Here is an 18,265-nt window from a genome sequence, read left to right as displayed (position 1 = left end):
ACCTTCGACCGATTGCTCGGTGACCGACGGTCTTCGGTGGATCGGGACTAAGAATAGCGTGACACGCCCTGGTCACCAAAACGGCGGATCTCAGGTGACGGCGACACTCAGCAGAGCCAACAGGGCCAGCAGCACCAGCACCCGCAGCCAGTGCAGACGGTCCCAGCGCGCCGCAAGCTCGCGCGATACCTCACCGGTGGCCGGCCACTTCGCGATGCGATTGTTGATCGGCACCAGCATCGTCACCGTCAACAGCACGGCGCCGGCCATCAGACCCGCGGCGACGCCACACAGCCAGCCGGCCGTCCCGCCCCACGCGCGGACGCCGGCGACGGCCAGGACCAACAGGGTGCCCATGTACCAGAACGGCATCACCGCACCCAGGACCCGCGCGGCCCGCCCGCGCGCCGCGCGGAAGGCATCGTCGGGCAGCCGCGCGAACAGTGGATTGAAGAACGCGGCGACCGATAACTCCACCCCCACCATCGAGCCGGTGACCATAACCGCAACCGCGTTCAGAATGTCGCTCATCAGAACGACCCTGGCTGTTATGCTGCCAAATATCAAGGTACTGACAAATTAGTCAGCATAGCTGCGAGGCTGGGAACTGCGATGCCGGTATCAAAAAAGGAAGTCGGCGACTGCCCGATCGACGCCGCGCTGTCGGTGATCGACGGCCGCTGGAAGGGCACCATCCTTTGGCGGTTGTGCGACGGACCGCTGCGCACTGCCGAGCTGCGGCGCAGCATCCCGGGCATCACCGAACGGATGCTGATCCGTCACCTGCACGAGCTGGTTGACGCCGGGATCATCCAGCGCCACGACGCCCGCACCGTTCCGCCCTGCGTGCACTACTCGATTTCCGAGTACGGATTGACGCTGGGCCCGGTGCTGGCGAGCCTGTGCGACTGGGGACGAAAGCACATGCAACGCAACGAAGTTGGTTAGGCTCCCGCAAGCCGGGCCGCGCCAATCAGGCCGGCCTCGCCGCCGAGAGCGGCCGGCACCACGCGCAGACCGGACAGAAAATCCAGCCCGGCGTAACCGGCCAGCGCCGCGCGCAGCGGGTCGAACAGCAGGTGCCCGGATTTGGCCACGCCTCCCCCGATGATGACAAGGTCCAGGTCGCAAACCGCCGCCACCGATGCGATCATCATCGCGAGCGCGGTGGCGCCCCTGTCGAACGCACGCAACGCGACCTCGTCGCCGGCCGTCGCCGCGGCGGCCAGCTCGCGGGCGTCGGCTGAGCGCGGTGCAGACCAGCCGTGAGCCCGCGCCCAGCGCACCAGCCAGGGTCCAGCCGCCACCGTTTCGACGCAGCCGCGGCCCCCGCAGGTACACGGCTCGCCGTCTTGTTCGACCACCACGTGACCGACGTGCCCGGCATTGCCGCTGCGCCCGGGATAGGGCGCCCCGTCGAGCACCAATCCGCCGCCCACACCGGTCGACACCACCATGGCCAACAGGAAGCGCGCACCCCGCCCCGCGCCGAGCCAGTGTTCGCCGAGTGCCATGCATACGCCGTCGCCGCCCAGCCGTATCGGCACGCCGGGTACCGCGGCGGCGACCCGGTCCCGTAACGGAAACCCTTGCCAGCCCTCGATGTTGATCGGGCTGACCCTTCCGCTGTGCAGGTCGATGGGGCCCGCCGAGGCGATGCCCACCGCACGCACCGCACCGTCGGCCGCCGCCAACGCCTCGGCGATCATCGCGGCGACCATTGCCCACACCTGATCGGCTGAACCGCCTGCCGGGGTGGGCCGGGTCGCGGTGTACACCAGCGACCCTTCGGAATCAGCAAGGCCCACAGCGATTTTCGTGCCGCCGATGTCCAGGCAGAGGGTGAGCATGGCGGATCAGTGCCGATGGGTGTTGTCGGGTTGGCGCGGGTCGCCGGGGTGCTCGTAGCCCGGAGCAAGCTCGACCAGTGCGGACCGTCGGGCATCCAGCCACATCCGGAAGGCACGGCGCCGCGCGGCGCCACCCAAGTGCTCGGTGATCGCGGACCGGACCTGGGCCAGCGGCGGCGCGACGCACGACGGCGCGAGCCAGCCGTGCTGGTCGGGGCGCGCCGCGGCGAACCGCAGCGGATTGCGGGCGTGGTAGTCAGCCACCTCGCGATCGCTGACCCGGACCGCGGAGGTCACGTCGGCGAACAGCGCCCGGGCCCGCGGGTCCCCCAGCGCCGCCGCTGCCACGCTGCCAATCTCCAGCCGAGCCGTCACGTCGGGCAGCAACTCGTCCTCGGCCGGTGCGCCGAGCGCGGTCAATCCGCGGGCTGCGATCTCAGCCGCGAGCACGCGTTCGGTTACCAGCAGTTGCGTCAGCCAGCGCCGCAGTTGGCGGCCCTCGCTGGTGCCACCGGCCGGCAGCGCGGCAGCGGCTGGGCCGTTGCGCAGTCGCGCCTCGGCCGCGTCGACTTCCTCGACCGCGACGGGCGTGCCGGCGACGGTAGCAACCGGGTGCACGCTCATGTCACGGTCACCTTGACCGCGGGCGAATAGACCAGCCGGCCGGCACAGCCGACCCGGATCAGGGCCCACCATTCGCCGGGTTCCAACCACACGGGCGGACTGACGTCGAAGCCGAGTTCGACGGTGCCGCGGGCCGGCAGCACCGCACCGAGGCTGGCCGGACCGATCCACTCCCAGGTGCCCCAGGGGCTGATCAGATGCGCCTCGGCCGACAGGTCCGCCCCGGCATGGCTGCCGATCGTCACGGCCAGGCGGGCCGTCTCGCCGCCGCGCAGCGCGATCTGGTCGGGCCCGTCGACGAGGTAGACCAGCTCGGTGTCCTGGCCCGCGCCGACCTCCACGACGCACACATCCTCGACCGTCTGCCGCCAAGCGGCCGGAACTTTGTCGCCGGTGATGCGCAACTGCACCCGAAGCGGGTACAGCCCGGGCGCGGCATCGGCCGGAATTGCCAGCCCCACATCGGCCTCCCGGTGCTCGCCGCAGCCCAGCGTGAACGGTAACTCCGCGGGTGTCGCCGTCCAGCCGTCCGGACACGTCAGTACAACAGCGCCGTGCAGCTGCGCGTCGGTGCAGTCGCTGGCCGCGGTAACCCGCAACGCCAGCTCAGCACCCGGCTCGGCGGTGACCCGCTGCGGGTGCAGATGCGCGACGGCCGGCAGGCCGCCCAGGGGTGCGGGCCCGCGATTGTGCAGCCAGTAGCGCGCATACAGCGGCTGAGCGATCTCGGCGTCCGGGCCCAGTGCGCTGGGCTCGTCGAATGCCTTGGGGATCTTTAGCCGGGCCAGCACGGTGGCGACCTGGTACCCGTGCAGTTCCACCGATCGCTTGCGCGACCGCGGTGTCTCCAGCAGGTCGGCCAGCTGCATTCCGCCCAGCTTGCCGAGCGGGCAGCCGATCGAGACGCGGGCGCGCGAACCCGTCGTTTCGACCAGCCGCAGTGCCACCGCGCCCGGGTCGACGGGCTCGGCACGACCGGCAGTCAGTGGGTTGCCGGCCGCCTTGAACGCCCCGAGATGCACCGTGTCGGCGGGCTCGACCTGCAGCAGCGATCCGGTCGGCGCCAGGTCGCCTCGTCGCTGGTTCGGGAAGACCGCGCGCAGCGGATGGGAGAACTGCGCGCTACGGGTCGGGATCTCGGCGTGCCGCCAGTCGCCGTCCCCACCTGCCAGTGCGTAGTCGAAATGGTGTGTCCAGTGCTGAAGTTGGAAGTTAGAGCCGTCGGGTGCGGTGCGGCGCGGCTCGTCGATCCAGGTGCCCGACGGCCAGCCGGTGCAGGACCGCAATAGCGCGGTGTGCAGCGTGCCTTCGGTGTCGACGGCGAAGCTCGGCACGCCGCGATTTAGCAACGCGACTGTGCGGGATTCGAACTGTTGGGTACCGGGCCCGGCCTGTTGTTTGACGACGATCTCGGCGTCATCGAGATCATCTGTTACGGAAGCAATCTCGGCGTCGAGGCGGCTGTCGTCGGCGCCGTCGATCACCAGCACAGGCAGCGCAAGTACCGCACTCAGGTTGGCGCCGGGCACCCAGGCCGCCGCCAACGGCGCCGCCGCCGGCACCCACACCCGAGCCCGGCCGGTCTTCGCCAGTTGGCTAACGAGCTCTTTGGCATACACCGGATTAGACTCGGCCAGAACCGCTTTCGTGAATTCGTTGCGGTCCGGGCCGCCGAGCGCGATGCGGACGTCCGGCAGGTTGGAGTCAACCGCGAGGTTGCCGTAGCGAGGTTTGCCGGCGCCGCTGCAGGTGGCCGTGACGCCGGCGCGGACTAGCGCGACCATCAGCCCACGCGCCAGCGGGCCGGACGCAGTTTCCGACGGTGACACCACTTCGGCTACCGATATTGCACGAATATCGTTATCTCCCAATCGAATCCTGGCAGCCGATGAAAGCCCGAACCAGCTGTAAGCCGGGTTGTCCAGCGTCCAGGGCAGATGCTCGGTGTCGACCGACCGCGACCCTTCGTGCAGCAACGCGAACCCTCGGCCGACGACGGCGTCGCCCACCTCGCTGACTGGCATGGCGCCCGGCACCGGACACGGCCAGCGCAGCCGCAGCAGCCGGTCCTCGCCGGTGAACTCGTCGATGGTGGTGCGGCAGTCGACCCGGGCCACGCCGCGCCACAACGTCAAGGTCTGGGTGTAGCGCAGCATCTCGCCAATCCGGCCGTGCACGACGAGTCGCTGACCGAGCGGTCCGTGGTAGGCCCGCACCTGCGCCGGCGATTCCGACGAGCACACCACCGGCCCCTTGGGCAGCAGATGCCAAGGACCCTCACCCTGCTGCGGGTGTGCGGAATATTCGTCGTAGACGGCGAGTTCGTTGCCCACCCGTCCCTGCGCGATCAGCTGATGGCCGTCCTGAACGAGCGACACCACCGCCCCGCCCCTAGCCGGATCGGCGGCCAACCGGTAATGCTCATTTTCGATCTGGTGCCCGGACAGCGGTTCCCAGCCGGTGACCTGGTCCGCGGGAACCAGCCGATAGGCCCGCCAGCCCAGCGACGGGACGTCGCGAGCCAGCCAGCTGACCGACCGACCATCATGTTCGACCAGCGCCGGCAGCTCAACACCGCCGGCGTCGAGCACCCGCGCCCCGGCGGCCAGCGGCGGATCAACCCGGGCGGTGACGACGTCGGTGCGCTGGTGTGTCAATGCGTTCCACACCACGACGGCATCCGCCGGGCTGTCGATGGCGCGCGACAGCGCCGCCAACGAGTTGTCGCGGACCACGCGACCCAGCTCCCACGCGTTGCGCCAACCGGTCAGCAGGTCGAGGTACACCTGATCGGATTCGGACCCGGTGATCGCGTCGTGGTGCGCCCCGTAGGCCAGCTGCACCCACGCCTTGGCCAAGGCGGCATGCGGGTAGTCGGCGCCGGTCATCAGCGCGGCGAACACCGCGTAGCGCTCGGCATCCAGCACCGCCGTTTCGGCAGCCCGGTTGGCCTGCTTGGTGTCGATGTAAGAGACGTCCTTGCCGGTGTAGATCGGGTTCATGTCGCGCGTTTGCGGCGACGGCACCGACCCCCGCTCGTCCAGCTCGGCGCGCACCGCGGCGAAGAACTCGCGCGGTGTCGCGCACACGAATCGCGGCCAGGTGTAGCGCGCGGCCCAATCGCGGTGGATTTCGGTGACCCACTTGTTCGGCGGGGTGTAGTCGGTGCCGACGGGCAGCAGTACGTTGCGTGTCAGCGCGACCCTCTTGAGCTGATCGAACAACGCATAGGTGGACTGCTCGGCCTCGGCCAGCGAGGCCGACGAATCCATTCCCCAGCCCGCGCCGTAGTGCGCCGGCATGTAGTGGGTGAGCAGACCGCGGCCGGATGGGGAGATCCATTCGAACTCGCTGCAGAACTGCATGCCCTCGACGCCGCCTGAGTGGGTCGGGCCCCACTGGTGGTGCGGTCCGCGGGCCCACGAACTCGACGTCAGCCCGGCATCGGCGGCCATCCCGGGAAACTGCGGGTCGTGGCCGAACACGTCGAGCTGCCATGCCGTTGCCGGGTCAGCACCCAGCACGTCGCGCTGAAAACCAATGCCGTGCACCAGGTTTCGGATCGTCGTCTCCGGGCTGGTGAGGTTGGTGTTGGGTTCGTTGTAGGTGCCGCCCATGATTTCGACTCGACCGTCGGCGATAAAGCGCCGAAGATCGGCACGGTCCTCGGGGTGGGTGTCCCAGTACGGCTTGAGGTAATCCACCTCCGCGAGCACGAACTTGTACTCGGGCTCGCGGCGGGCCATTTCCAAGTGCGCATGCACCAATTCGAAAGCGTTGGCTTGTCGACCTGGCGGGTCTTCGCGCCATTCGCTGGTGTAGGCGCCTTGCGTGTTCCACCAGACCGGGTCGTAGTGGAAATGGCTGACCATGTACATCGTCCAGCCGGGCTCAGCCACGCTGAACTCGAACTGCGCGCTGGCGCCGCCGGCACGCACCCGAGCGGCCCGCCGCTGCCCGACGACCGGCCTGCGCACCGTCACCGGAATCTCGACGATCTCGTCGCCCACGCCGGCGAGCCCTTGCCCGCTCAGGCCGTCGCCGTCGATACGGATCGGCGTCGGCTCTGCTACATCGCCGACAACAACCCGGGCCAGCTGTAATGGCGCTTCGGGCGGCCCGACGAACAGTTCGGTCGACTGCGCCGAAACCAGCTGCATGCCCGCACCTTAACTCGCGGCGGCCTGGTCGGTGCGATCAGTGATCCTGCACGTCATCAATTGAGTTGGCGCGCCACGTTCAACGGAGGCTTCCGCGCCAGATTCCCGAGCCCCTAAACCAGCTCTGCGGCCGGATCGGCTGACGGGAGACCTAGGTCGGCTGCTAGTTGTTCCGACAGCAATTTTCCATCGTGGGTCGACAAACCCTTTGCCAGCGCCGGATCGGACGTGCATGCCGCTCGCCAGCCGAGACCGGCCAGTTTCAGTACGTAAGGCATGGTCGCATTCGTCAGGGCGTAGGTCGACGTCCTCGGCACCGCACCCGGCATGTTGGCGACACAGTAAAACACGCTGTCGTGCACCGTGAATGTCGGATCATCGTGTGTGGTCGGCTGGGAGTCCTCGAAGCATCCGCCTTGGTCAATCGCGATATCCACTAGCACTGAGCCCGGCTTCATGTGCGCGACAAGAGAGTTCGGGATCAGCTTGGGAGCCTTGGCCCCGGGCACCAACACCGCTCCGATGACCAGATCGGCGTCTTTGACCGCAGACTCCAGGTCGTACGCAGACGAAATGCGTGTCTGAATGCGGCCGCCGAACTCCGCGTCAAGCTCGCGCAACCGGTTGATATTGATGTCGAAGATCGTCACGTCAGCACCCATCCCACCGGCAACACGGGCGGCGTTGTACCCGGCCGTCCCACCACCGATGACCACAACATCTGCAGGCGCTACGCCCGGAACACCACCCATCAGCACTCCGCGCCCGCCATGGGTGCGCATCAGATGGTAGGCGCCGGCCTGAGCCGACAGCCGGCCGGCGACTTCGCTCATCGGGGCAAGCAGCGGCAACGCACCGTCGTCAGTCTGCACCGTCTCATAGGCAATGGACGTCGTGGCGGACGAAAGCAACGCATCGGTGCACGGTCGCGACGCTGCCAGGTGCAGGTAGGTGAACAGCGTCTGGTCGCGCCGCATCCGGGTGTATTCGGCCTCAATGGGTTCTTTGACCTTGAGCAAGAGGTCAGCCTCAGCCCATACCTGGTCGGCGGTGTCAGCGATTTCTGCGCCGGCGGCTTTGAAATCCGCGTCAGATATCGCAGAGCCTTCGCCAGCTCCAGCCTGGATGACGACGGCGTGTTCACGTCGGGTGAGTTCTGCGACCCCGGCGGGGGTGATCGCTACGCGAAACTCATTGTTCTTGATCTCGGCCGGTACGCCGACACGCATAGTGACTCCTCTGAAGAAGGTACGGAATGGTCGTCCCAACGACGAAGAAGACCTGCCCTATTCGCAAGCCTGTCGCAGAAACTCGAATATTTATCGATCCCACGGTGTGCGAGGCGGAACTCGACGATGAATCTTCGGCAACCCGGCGCGCCTCCTCTCGTTGCTAGGTGTTGAGTCAGGGCTCTCGGGTGCGGTTGTGTGCGTGGCAGATTGGCGCACGATCAACGGCCGCGGCGCTTGGCGCGTTTCGCTCGAAGCTCGGCATGAGTTTTTGGACCGCCGCTGAAAAGCACGCGGCGGCGCTGCCGAAATCTCCCACCGAACGGCCATCGCCGTCGCGGCTGGCCGTCATCGCACTGACGGCAAGGATGAAGTCCGTTATCAACCAAGGCGAATGCCTCACTGAAGTCGATTTCAGTCAATGTTCCTCACTCACAATCCATTTCGCGCTTCAGCACCGTCGATCCGCTAGACATCCGCCGAGTACAACTTTGCGCACGATGTCGCTCAGCTCGCGCAGCGGCGCCTCGCAACGTCAGGCAATGGCTACAGCCGACACCAGGCTTCCGCGAGGACACTGCGCAGAATCTGCGTGATCTGGTCGAATTCCTTTTGGCCGCTGATCAGCGGGGGCGCCAATTGGACCACCGGATCGCCACGATCGTCGGCGCGGCAATACAGTCCAGCCTCGAGTAGCGCCCCCGACAAGAAGCCGCGTAGCAGCCGCTCGCTCTCGTCGGCATTGAAGGTTTCTTTGGTGGCCTTGTCCTTGACCAGCTCGATGCCGTAGAAGAATCCCTCGCCGCGTACATCGCCAACGATTGGCAGGTCAAGCAAACCTTCTAGGGTGGCGCGGAAGGCGGGCGCCGTCCTTCTCACGTGATCGTTGAGGTCCTCACGCTCGAAGATGTCGAGGTTGGCCAGCGCCACCGCACACGACACTGGATGCCCACCGAAGGTGTAGCCGTGCGAAAACGTCGTCTTACCGTCATTAAAGGGCTCGAATAGCTTGCCCGTGGCGATCATCGCCCCAAGCGGGGAGTAGCCCGACGTCAAGCCTTTGGCGCAGGTGATGATGTCGGGCTCGTAGCCAAACTCGTCGCACGCGAACATCGCTCCTACCCGACCAAACGCACAGATCACCTCGTCGGAAACGAGCAGCACATCGTACTCATCACAGATTTCACGTACCCGCTCGAAATAGCCTGGCGGCGGCGGGAAGCATCCGCCCGCGTTTTGCACGGGCTCCAAAAACACCGCCGCTACCGAATCGGGCCCTTCGAACTCAATGGCCTCGGCAATCCGGTTGGCCGCCCACAGCCCGAACGCCTTCAGATCGTTGTCAAACCGCGCGGGCGCCCGATAAAAGTTTGTATTCGGGACTCGCACGCCGCCGGGGGTGATCGGTGCAAACGGCGCCTGAAACGCGGGCACGCCGGTGATGGCTAGCGCGCCATGGGGTGTCCCGTGGTAGGCGACTGATCGCGAAATCGCCTTGTACTTACCGGGTTTACCGGTCAGCTTGAAGTACTGCTTTGCAAGTTTCCAGGCCGACTCGACTGCCTCACTGCCGCCGGTGGTGAAGAACACTCGGTTGTCGTCGCCGGGTGCATAGTGCGCCAGACGTTCGGCCAGCTCGACCGCGGTCGGAGTGGCATACGACCACAGCGGGAAGAAAGCAAGTGTCTCCGCCTGCCGCGTGGCGGCCTCGGCGAGTTCGCGACGGCCGTGTCCGGCCTGCACAACAAACAATCCCGACAACCCGTCGAGGTAGCTCTTGCCCCGATCATCCCAGATGGTTACGCCCTCGCCCCGGGTAATGATCGGAGGTGTGATGCCGGCGCCGTGACGGGCGAAGTGGCCCCACAGATGGTTTGCGCCCTTGGTGGAAACTTCTGTCATTGGGTCCCCCAGTTATATTGTTGCTTAACGAGTTTCAGGTAGACGAATGTCTCGGTGGAGATGACTCCGGCCAGCGCCCTGATCTTGCTGTTGAGTAGGTCGAGCAGGTCCCCGTCGTCTTTGCAGACCACCTCGACGATCAGGTCGAAAGACCCTGCAGTCAGCACCACGTAATCGATCGAGTCGATAGCCGCCAGTTGAGCGGCGAGCTTGTTGGTGTCGCCGGCACAGCGGATACCGATCATTGCCTGGCGGGCGAATCCGAGCTGCATTGGGTCAGTGACGGCCACGATCTGAACCACCCGGGAGTCAATCAGCCGTTGTACGCGCTGACGGACCGCTGCCTCCGACAACCCAACGGTCTTGGCAATCTTCGCGTAAGAAGACCGGCCATCTTCCTGCAGGATCTCGATGATCGTTTTGGACAACTCATCGAGCATCGCCGCGCCCTGGTTCAGCGCACCGGGAGCGCAACGCGGCGCCGGCTCCTCGCCGGCGGGAACGACGGAATTGCCCATAGGAGACATTATGTACTGAATCCATGTCAAAGATGCAACTGAAACACGAAATCAATCGGATAAACACGGATTTTACATGGAATCAGTAGCCACACGCATGGCGGTCGGCTATGTTCGCTCCATGACACCAACTGTGTCGTTGGCAGGGGATTGATCAACAGTCACCGGCGGAGCAGTGGAAGACGTGCCAGCCAGAGAATGGCTGTCGGTGGGCACCGCTGCTCTACCTGATGTACGGCGCGCGCGTCGGCATACGGTGCCGCGCGACGTGACAGTCGTTGATCGCGAACACCTCGGCTATCGGTGTTTTTATCCAGGCAGCATGATCGAAGGGGCTCCTGCAAATGGATCTGGACAACCTTGGCAAATTGTCGTTGTGGTGCAAGCGCTCCAGCGGGGTGCCTCCCGAACGAGCGGTCTCAACCCGACTGGCCGCGCACCTCGATGCAGGCGATTGTCCCTGCCAAGTACCGATACACCGCGGGTGAACGGCCCGTCATGACCGACACCGAATCGGAGCTCGGCCAATTAGCGATTTCAACGTCAAGTGCGCCACTTAGCAATGGCCACGGTCCCGAGGGCGGCGGAACGGTTGACAAAGGTCTAGCCGCCGGGATGGTGGGCACGTTCTCTGGTGCCATACTCGGCATCTCCTGCGTCGCACCAGGTTACACGCTGACGGCAAGCATTGGCCTTATCGTCGCCGCTGTCGGACTCAAAATGCCAGCGGTATTTATCGGCGGCTTTATCCCGATGCTCCTGACCGCCTTCGCCTACCGCGAACTTAACTCTGATTCTCCTGACTGCGGAGCATCGTTTACATGGTCCACCAAGGCATTTGGGCCCTACGTGGGATGGATGTGCGGTTGGGGGATGGTGATCGCGACGATTATCGTCCTATCGAACACAGCCGCCGTAGCGGTTCAGTTCTTCTACTTGTTCCTCGCAGGCCTGTTTCATGATCCTGGAATCGCCGATCTGGCTGCGAACAAATGGATCGACATTGTCACTACGCTGGCGTTTATCGTCGTGGCAACCTGGATTTCAAGTCGCGGCATTGAAACTAGCGCACGACTCCAGCGGGCCCTGGTGTGCTTCCAGATAGTGGTACTGGTGGGCTTCGCGATCGCGGCCATCGTGAGCGTTAGTCCTGATCAGGGCTACGGGCCGACCGACCTCAGCTTCAGCCTCGACTGGTTCAACCCCTTCACCGGTATTACCGTGGGCGCGTTCGTCATTGGTGTCACCGGTTCGGTGTTCGCCTTCTGGGGCTGGGACACTTGCCTCACCCTGGGGGAAGAATGCAAAGATCCCGAAAAAGTGCCGGGCCGCGCCGGAATGCTGTGCGTCGTCACGGTTCTGCTTACCTACTTGCTGGTGAGTGTGGCAGTGATGATGTACGCCGGCGTCGGCACCAAGGGGTTGGGTCTGGGAAATCCAGCCAACTCGGACAACGCATTTGGCGCTCTGGCACAACCGGTGCTCGGCAGCTGGGGTAGCCAGCTACTGTTCTTGGCGATCCTTGCATCGGCGGTAGCCAGCGTACAGACCACGATCCTGCCTGCGGCGCGATGCATGCTTGCGATGGGTGCCAGCGAGGCCTTTCCCAAACGCTTCGCACGGATGAGCCCGCGCTTCCGGGTGCCGGTCTTCAGCACTGTCGCGGCTGGCCTCATCACTAGTGCCTTCTATGTCATCGTAAGATTGCTGTCCGATAGAGTCTTGCTGGATACTGTTGCAGCACTTGGCATTCTGGTGTGCTGGTACTACGGAATCACCGCGTTCGCATGCGTATGGTATTTCCGCAAGGTGCTCTTCCACAGCATCCGCAACGCGCTGTTCAAGTTTCTCTTTCCACTGCTGGGCGGAGTCATGCTGGCGCTCGTCTTCGTGATCTCGGAAGGCGAGAGCATGAACCCCAGCCATGGCAGCGGCGCCTCCATCGGGGGCATCGGGTTGGTCTTCTATCTGGGTTTTGGCATTTTGTTGCTCGGTTTCGTTTTGATGATTGTGATGCGGATATTGCGGCCCAAATTTTTTTCGGCCGCGGCCACTTCCACGGCTCAGGCCAGCCGTGTCCTGCGATGACCCTCCGCGTCCCCGCAAGTCACGCGGGCGCCGGCCCGGATACCCAACGTTGAGAACAAACAACTCCAAGAGGTGATCGTGTTACCGGAAAAGAAGTCCTTCTACAACATCATCGGAGGGCAAGTCCAGGCAGCGGCCGACGGCCACGCGATGGATCTCGTCAACCCGTCGACGGGGGAGGTATATGCATCGGCGCCGAACTCCTCTGCCAGGGACGTAGATGAGGCGTTTAAGGCGGCAGCGACGGCATTCGAATCGTGGCGCTGGTCCACCCCCAGTGAACGCCAGCGCGCGCTGCTGGAACTCGCAGATGTCATCGAGGACAACGCCGGTGAGCTCGTCGCGATCGAGAGCGAGAACACGGGCAAGCCGATCTCGTTAACCATGTCGGAGGAGATTCCCCCGATGGTCGACCAGATCCGATTCTTTGCCGGTGCAGGGCGAGTACTCGAAGGTCGCTCACAAGGCGAATACTTGCGCGGGCATACCTCGTCGATCCGTCGTGAGCCGGTCGGCCCGGTCGCGCAGGTAGCGCCGTGGAACTACCCGATGATGATGGCGGCATGGAAGTTCGCTCCGGCGTTAGCCGCTGGCTGCACCGTGGTGCTCAAGCCATCCGAAACCACGCCGGCATCGTCTTACTGGATGGTGGAGAAGATGCAGGAGATCTTCCCACCCGGGGTGTGCAATTTGGTATGCGGCGGTCGTGAAACGGGTGCCGCGCTCGTCGCGCATCCGGTGCCGCGGATGGTGTCGATCACCGGATCCACCCGAGCCGGCATGGCCGTGGCAGCCAGCGCGGCCAATGACCTCAAGCGTGCTCACCTGGAACTCGGCGGCAAAGCTCCGGTGATTATCTTCAATGATGCCGACATCGGTGCCGCGGTCGAGGGGCTCACGGCCGCAGGCTATTTCAACGCCGGTCAAGACTGTACCGCGGCCACCCGGATCATCATCCACGACGACATCTATGACGAGTTCCTGTCCGCGATGGTCGAATCGGTCGCCACCACCAACACCGGCTATGACCCGACGGATGAGGACATCTTGTTCGGGCCGATCAACAACGCCGACCAAATGCGCCGCATCTGCGAGCTGGTGTCCCGCACGCCTGCACATGCTCGAATTCTTGCCGGTGGCGAGCGGAAAGACTGCCCTGGCTTCTTTTACGAGCCCACCCTGATCGCTGACCTACGCCAGGACGACGAGTTGGTCCAGACCGAGATTTTCGGACCCGTCGTGACCGCCCAGCGATTCAGCGATGAAAACCAGGCGCTTGAGTTGGCCAATGGCTCCGAATACGGCTTGGCGTCCTCGGTGTGGACGAAAAACGTTGACACCGCCGCGCGCGTGGCCGCCCAGCTGGATTTTGGCTGTGTTTGGATCAATACCCATATTCCGCTGGCAGCCGAGATGCCGCACGGCGGGTTCAAACACTCCGGCTACGGCAAAGACCTCTCAATGTACGGCCTAGAGGACTACACCCGGATCAAACACGTGATGCACTGGCACGGGTTTCAGGCCTAAGCCCGTCAGCCCTCTCGTTCGCGGCAGCGGCCATTGCAACCACCAGCTGGATGCCCATCCACAGCCTCCCGCTGCAGGCACGCGCAGAAGAATTGGTTCTTGCTTACCCCGGTTTGGCAGACTGCTGGGATGAGTTCTACCAAACACCGAGACTTGGCCAAGCTGGACCGGGTGCCGTTGCCGGTCGAAGCGGCCCGAGTCGCAGTTACTGGTTGGCAGCTCACCCGCTCCGCCGGCCGCGTCGTCGCCAAGCTGTCAGGCAAAGGGCCGTGGCAGCAAAAGGTGATCAAACAGCTCCCCCAGACCTTCGCCGACCTCGGACCGACGTATGTGAAGTTCGGGCAGATCATCGCGTCCAGCCCGGGCGCGTTCGGCGAATCGCTGTCGCGCGAATTCCGTGGCCTGCTCGACCGGGTGCCGCCGGCCGACTCCGGCGAAGTGCACAGGCTGTTCGTCGACGAGCTCGGCGCCGACCCGGCCGACCTGTTCGCCAAGTGGGACGAAACCCCGTTCGCGTCGGCCTCCATCGCCCAGGTGCACTACGCCACGCTGCACAGCGGCGAGGAGGTCGTCGTCAAGATCCAGCGCCCCGGCATCCGCCGCCGCGTCGCCGCCGACCTACAGATCCTCAAGCGCTTCGCCCAAGCCGTCGAGCTGGCCAAGCTGGGCCGCCGGCTCTCGGCACAGGACGTGGTCGCCGACTTCTCCGCCAACCTGGCCGAGGAGCTGAATTTCCGCCTCGAGGCGCAGTCGATGGAGGCGTGGGTCTCGCACCTGCACGTGTCGCCGCTGGGCCGCAACATCCGGGTGCCGACCGTGCACTGGGAATTCACCAGCGACCGGGTGCTGACGATGGAGCGGGTGCAGGGCATCCGCATCGACGACGTCGCCGCCATCCGCAAGGCCGGGTTCGACGGCACCGAGCTGGTGAAGGCGCTGCTGTTCTCGCTTTTCGAAGGCGGGCTGCGGCACGGGCTGTTCCACGGCGACCTGCACGCCGGAAACCTCTACGTCGACGACCAGGGCCGCATCGTGTTCTTCGACTTCGGGATCATGGGCCGCATCGACCCGCGCACCCGTTGGCTGCTGCGCGAATTGGTGTACGCCCTGCTGGTCAAGAAGGACCACGCCGCGGCGGGCAAGATCGTCGTGCTGATGGGGGCCGTCGGCACGATGAAGCCCGAAGCCGTGGCTGCCAAGGATTTGGAGAAGTTCGCCACCCCGCTGACCATGCAGACGCTGGGCGACATGTCCTATGCCGACATCGGGCGGCAACTGTCGACACTGGCCGACGCCTACGACGTCAAGCTGCCCCGCGAGTTGGTGTTGATCGGCAAGCAGTTCCTCTACGTCGAGCGATACATGAAGCTGCTGGCACCGAAATGGCAGATGATGTCCGACCCTCAGCTGACGGGATACTTCGCCAACTTCATGGTCGAGGTCAGCCGCGAGCATCAGTCAGACGTCGAGGTCTGATGGAAATTCGCAGCGGCAGCGCCGCCTCGGGCGACCTGAAGCTCTACTACGAGGACATGGGCGATATCGACGACCCGCCCGTGCTGCTGATCATGGGGCTCGGCGCGCAGCTGCTGCTGTGGCGGACCGAGTTCTGCGAGAGGCTGGTCAGCCAGGGCCTGCGGGTAATCCGTTACGACAACCGCGATGTCGGCCTGTCCGGCAAAACCGAGCGCCGCAGCGTCGGACAGCCACTGGTCACGCGATTGGCCCGCTCCTTTGTGGGTCTGCCCAGCAAGGCGACTTACACGCTCGAGGACATGGCCGACGACGCCGCAGCCGTGCTTGATCATCTGGGCGTCGAGGCTGCCCACATCGTCGGGGCGTCGATGGGCGGGATGATCGCCCAGGTCTTCGCCGCGCAGTTCGCCGAGCGGACCCGAACCCTCGGGGTCATCTTCTCCAGCAATAACTCGGCATTCCTGCCGCCGCCGGCACCACGCGCACTGCTGGCGCTCCTCAAAGGCCCGCCGCCGAGCTCACCCCGCGACGTGATCCTGGACTACGCGGTCCGGGTGAGCAGGATCATCGGCAGCCCGCGCTACCGGATACCCGACGAGCAGGTTCGCGCCGAGGCCGCCGAGGGATACGACCGCAACTACTACCCGCAAGGCGTCGTCGGGCAATTCAGCGCAATTCTGGGAAGCGGGAGCCTGGCCCACCACGACCGCCGCATCGTGGCACCGACAGTTGTCATCCACGGTCGGTCCGACAAACTCATGCGGCCTTTCGGCGGACGGGCGATCGCGAGGGCAATAGCTGGAGCCCGATTGGTGTTATTCGAGGGAATGGGACATGATCTGCCACAGCAGCTGTGGGATCCGGTGATCGGTGTTTTGACTGGCAATTTCGCCGAGGCCAGCTGAGTCAGAGTCGAGCAGGCGGCTTCGGCGTTCATAGTTCGTGGTGATTTTCCCGCGGGGTCTCACAGCGTTGTAGCGTTAACACCGAAGGGGACGTGATGGTGGCGAAACTGAAGCCGTATTACGAAGAGTCGCAAGCTACTTACGACATTTCGGATGACTTCTTCGCGCTGTTCTTAGACCCCAACATGGTCTATACCTGCGCGTACTTCAAGAACGATGACATGACGCTGGAAGAGGCGCAGCTGGCGAAGCTGGACCTCGGGCTGGACAAGCTGAACCTCGAGCCGGGAATGACGCTGCTCGACGTCGGATGCGGCTGGGGCGGAGCCGTCGTTCGAGCGGCTGAGAAATACGACGTGAATGTCATCGGCATCACGCTCAGCCGAAATCACTACGCGCGCACCAAAGAAAGGCTGGCTGCGGTCCCGACTACGAGGCGGACCGAAGCCCGTCTGCAGGGCTGGGAAGAGTTCGACGACCACGTCGATCGGATCATCAGCTTCGAGGCGTTCGACGCATTCAAAAAGGAGCGTTGGCCCGCGTTCTGGGACTGGGCTTATGAGACGCTCCCCGACGGCAGCCGGATGCTGATGCACAGCATCTTCACGCATCCCCAGTCGTACTGGAAAGAGCACGGCATCCCGATCACGATGAATGATCTGCGGTTCCTGCACTTCCTCGGCAAGGAGATTTTCCCCGGCGGGCAGATGTGCGGCGAACCCGACATCGTCGACCTTTCACGAGCCAGCGGTTTCTCGCTCGAGCAGACCCAATATCTGCAACCGCATTACGCGCGGACTCTGGACATGTGGGCGGCCAATCTGGAGGCCAATCGCGAACGCGCCATCGCAGTCCAGTCCGAAGAGGTTTACGACCGGTTTATGCGCTACCTCACCGGCTGCTCGGGCCTCTTCCGCAAAGGCATTTCCAACGTCGGCCAGTTCACCCTCACCAAATAGGGCGTTGCCGCCCGCGACACGCCCGACGTGACATTCGCGTTGAACTGCGAGGTTTCACCGTTCGTCAAACCGGGCAGAGGCTGAGTAATAAAATTCCACCCACTCGGCTCGGGGGATTTTCGGTGGGCTTTACGGGGAGGACGTAACACTGATGACTCAAAAACTGGCACCACACTTTGAAGACGTGCAGGCGCACTATGACCTGTCGGATGACTTCTACCGACTGTTCCTGGATCCCAGCCAGACCTACAGCTGTGCGTACTTCGAGCGCGACGATATGACGCTGGAAGAGGCGCAGATCGCCAAGATCGACTTGTCGCTGGGCAAGTTGGGTCTGCGGCCCGGCATGACGCTGCTCGACGTCGGCTGCGGCTGGGGCGCCACGATGCGCCGCGCGGTCGAAAAGTACGACGTCAACGTCGTCGGCCTGACGCTGTCCAAAAACCAGGCCGCCCACGTGCAGAAGTCGTTCGACGAAATGGATACCCCACGGAGCACGCGCGTGATGCTGGCCGGCTGGGAGGAGTTCGACGAACCCGTCGACCGCATCGTGTCGGTCGGCGCATTCGAGCATTTCGGCCACGATCGCTACAGCGACTTCTTCAAAATGGCCTACCACGTGATGCCCGGCGACGGCGTGATGCTGCTGCATACGATCACCGATTTCACGAAACAGGAAATCGTCGACCAGGGTCTACCCATCTCCATCGACCTGCTGCGCTTCATCATCTTCATTCAGCGGGAGATCTTCCCGGGCGGCCGGTTGCCGAAAATCCCGATGGTGGAAGACCATTCGAGCCAAGCCGGTTTCAGGCTGACTCGCCGCCAGTCGTTGCAGCCGCACTACGCCAGGACCCTCGACCTGTGGGCGCAGGCGCTGCAGGCACGCAAGGACGAGGCCATCGAGATCCAGTCCGAAGAGGTCTATGAGCGCTACATGAAATACCTGACCGGCTGCGCCGACAAATTCCGGCAAGGCTACGTCGACGTCAACCAATTCACCTTGGCTAAGTAAATCGGCAGCCTT

General features: G+C 64.3%; 14 protein-coding genes. 7 read left to right on the top strand and 7 right to left on the bottom strand.

What is annotated here, in order from left to right:
- Positions 1–90: 90 nt before the first annotated feature.
- The gene (locus tag DB708_RS25535; protein WP_108926227.1) at positions 91–531 is read right to left on the bottom strand and encodes a DUF1772 domain-containing protein; all 441 of its coding nucleotides are present in this window, start codon (positions 529–531) and stop codon (positions 91–93) included.
- An 81-nt stretch (positions 532–612) separates the two neighbouring features.
- Between DB708_RS25535 and DB708_RS25530 the strand changes: the two genes are divergently transcribed.
- Positions 613–948, top strand: a complete 336-nt coding sequence (locus DB708_RS25530; protein WP_108926226.1) for a winged helix-turn-helix transcriptional regulator — start codon at positions 613–615, stop codon at positions 946–948.
- On the opposite strand, the gene DB708_RS25525 is transcribed toward DB708_RS25530, so the two are convergent.
- From DB708_RS25525 to DB708_RS25500, 6 genes are all read right to left on the bottom strand, one after another.
- The gene (locus tag DB708_RS25525; protein ID WP_108926225.1) at positions 945–1,850 is read right to left on the bottom strand and encodes an ROK family protein; all 906 of its coding nucleotides are present in this window, start codon (positions 1,848–1,850) and stop codon (positions 945–947) included. The genes DB708_RS25530 and DB708_RS25525 overlap by 4 nt on opposite strands.
- A 6-nt stretch (positions 1,851–1,856) precedes the next feature.
- Positions 1,857–2,474 (bottom strand): DUF7158 domain-containing protein, encoded by a 618-nt coding sequence (locus DB708_RS25520; protein ID WP_108926224.1) that lies wholly within the window; start codon positions 2,472–2,474, stop codon positions 1,857–1,859.
- Complete coding sequence (locus DB708_RS25515; RefSeq protein WP_108926223.1) at positions 2,471–6,634, bottom strand: glycoside hydrolase family 38 N-terminal domain-containing protein; 4,164 nt, start codon at positions 6,632–6,634, stop codon at positions 2,471–2,473. Before DB708_RS25515 ends, DB708_RS25520 begins: the two co-directional genes overlap by 4 nt.
- A 113-nt stretch (positions 6,635–6,747) precedes the next feature.
- Positions 6,748–7,863: an alanine dehydrogenase gene (ald, locus tag DB708_RS25510; RefSeq protein ID WP_108926222.1), complete on the bottom strand. Its 1,116-nt coding sequence runs from the start codon at positions 7,861–7,863 to the stop codon at positions 6,748–6,750.
- A 546-nt stretch (positions 7,864–8,409) separates the two neighbouring features.
- Positions 8,410–9,765, bottom strand: a complete 1,356-nt coding sequence (locus DB708_RS25505) for an aspartate aminotransferase family protein (protein ID WP_108926221.1) — start codon at positions 9,763–9,765, stop codon at positions 8,410–8,412.
- Positions 9,762–10,205, bottom strand: a complete 444-nt coding sequence (locus DB708_RS25500; protein WP_235616956.1) for an Lrp/AsnC family transcriptional regulator — start codon at positions 10,203–10,205, stop codon at positions 9,762–9,764. The genes DB708_RS25505 and DB708_RS25500 overlap by 4 nt, the downstream gene beginning before the upstream one ends.
- Before the next feature lie 693 nt (positions 10,206–10,898).
- Here DB708_RS25500 and DB708_RS25495 point away from each other — a divergent pair.
- The 6 genes from DB708_RS25495 (at position 10,899) to DB708_RS25470 (ending at position 18,253) form a co-directional block, all read left to right on the top strand.
- On the top strand, positions 10,899–12,371 hold the full coding sequence (locus tag DB708_RS25495; RefSeq protein ID WP_235616955.1) for an APC family permease: 1,473 nt from the start codon (positions 10,899–10,901) through the stop codon (positions 12,369–12,371).
- 78 nt (positions 12,372–12,449) lie between these two features.
- A complete protein-coding gene (locus tag DB708_RS25490) occupies positions 12,450–13,898 on the top strand; it encodes a gamma-aminobutyraldehyde dehydrogenase (protein ID WP_108926306.1) in 1,449 nt (482 codons plus the stop codon).
- Between the two features lie 129 nt (positions 13,899–14,027).
- Complete coding sequence (locus tag DB708_RS25485; protein ID WP_201263618.1) at positions 14,028–15,374, top strand: ABC1 kinase family protein; 1,347 nt, start codon at positions 14,028–14,030, stop codon at positions 15,372–15,374.
- Positions 15,374–16,279, top strand: coding sequence for an alpha/beta fold hydrolase (locus DB708_RS25480; protein ID WP_108926219.1), 906 nt, complete (start codon positions 15,374–15,376; stop codon positions 16,277–16,279). The genes DB708_RS25485 and DB708_RS25480 overlap by 1 nt, the downstream gene beginning before the upstream one ends.
- 98 nt (positions 16,280–16,377) lie before the next feature.
- On the top strand, positions 16,378–17,238 hold the full coding sequence (locus DB708_RS25475; RefSeq protein ID WP_108926304.1) for a cyclopropane mycolic acid synthase family methyltransferase: 861 nt from the start codon (positions 16,378–16,380) through the stop codon (positions 17,236–17,238).
- Between the two features lie 151 nt (positions 17,239–17,389).
- Positions 17,390–18,253, top strand: coding sequence for a cyclopropane mycolic acid synthase family methyltransferase (locus DB708_RS25470; RefSeq protein ID WP_108926218.1), 864 nt, complete (start codon positions 17,390–17,392; stop codon positions 18,251–18,253).
- The last annotated feature ends 12 nt before the right edge of the window (positions 18,254–18,265 follow it).

Source organism: Mycobacterium montefiorense (genome assembly GCF_003112775.1).
GTDB classification, from domain to species: domain Bacteria; phylum Actinomycetota; class Actinomycetes; order Mycobacteriales; family Mycobacteriaceae; genus Mycobacterium; species Mycobacterium montefiorense.
The sequence above is the reverse complement of the archived record's forward strand: the minus strand, read 5'-3'. Positions and strand labels throughout refer to the sequence as shown.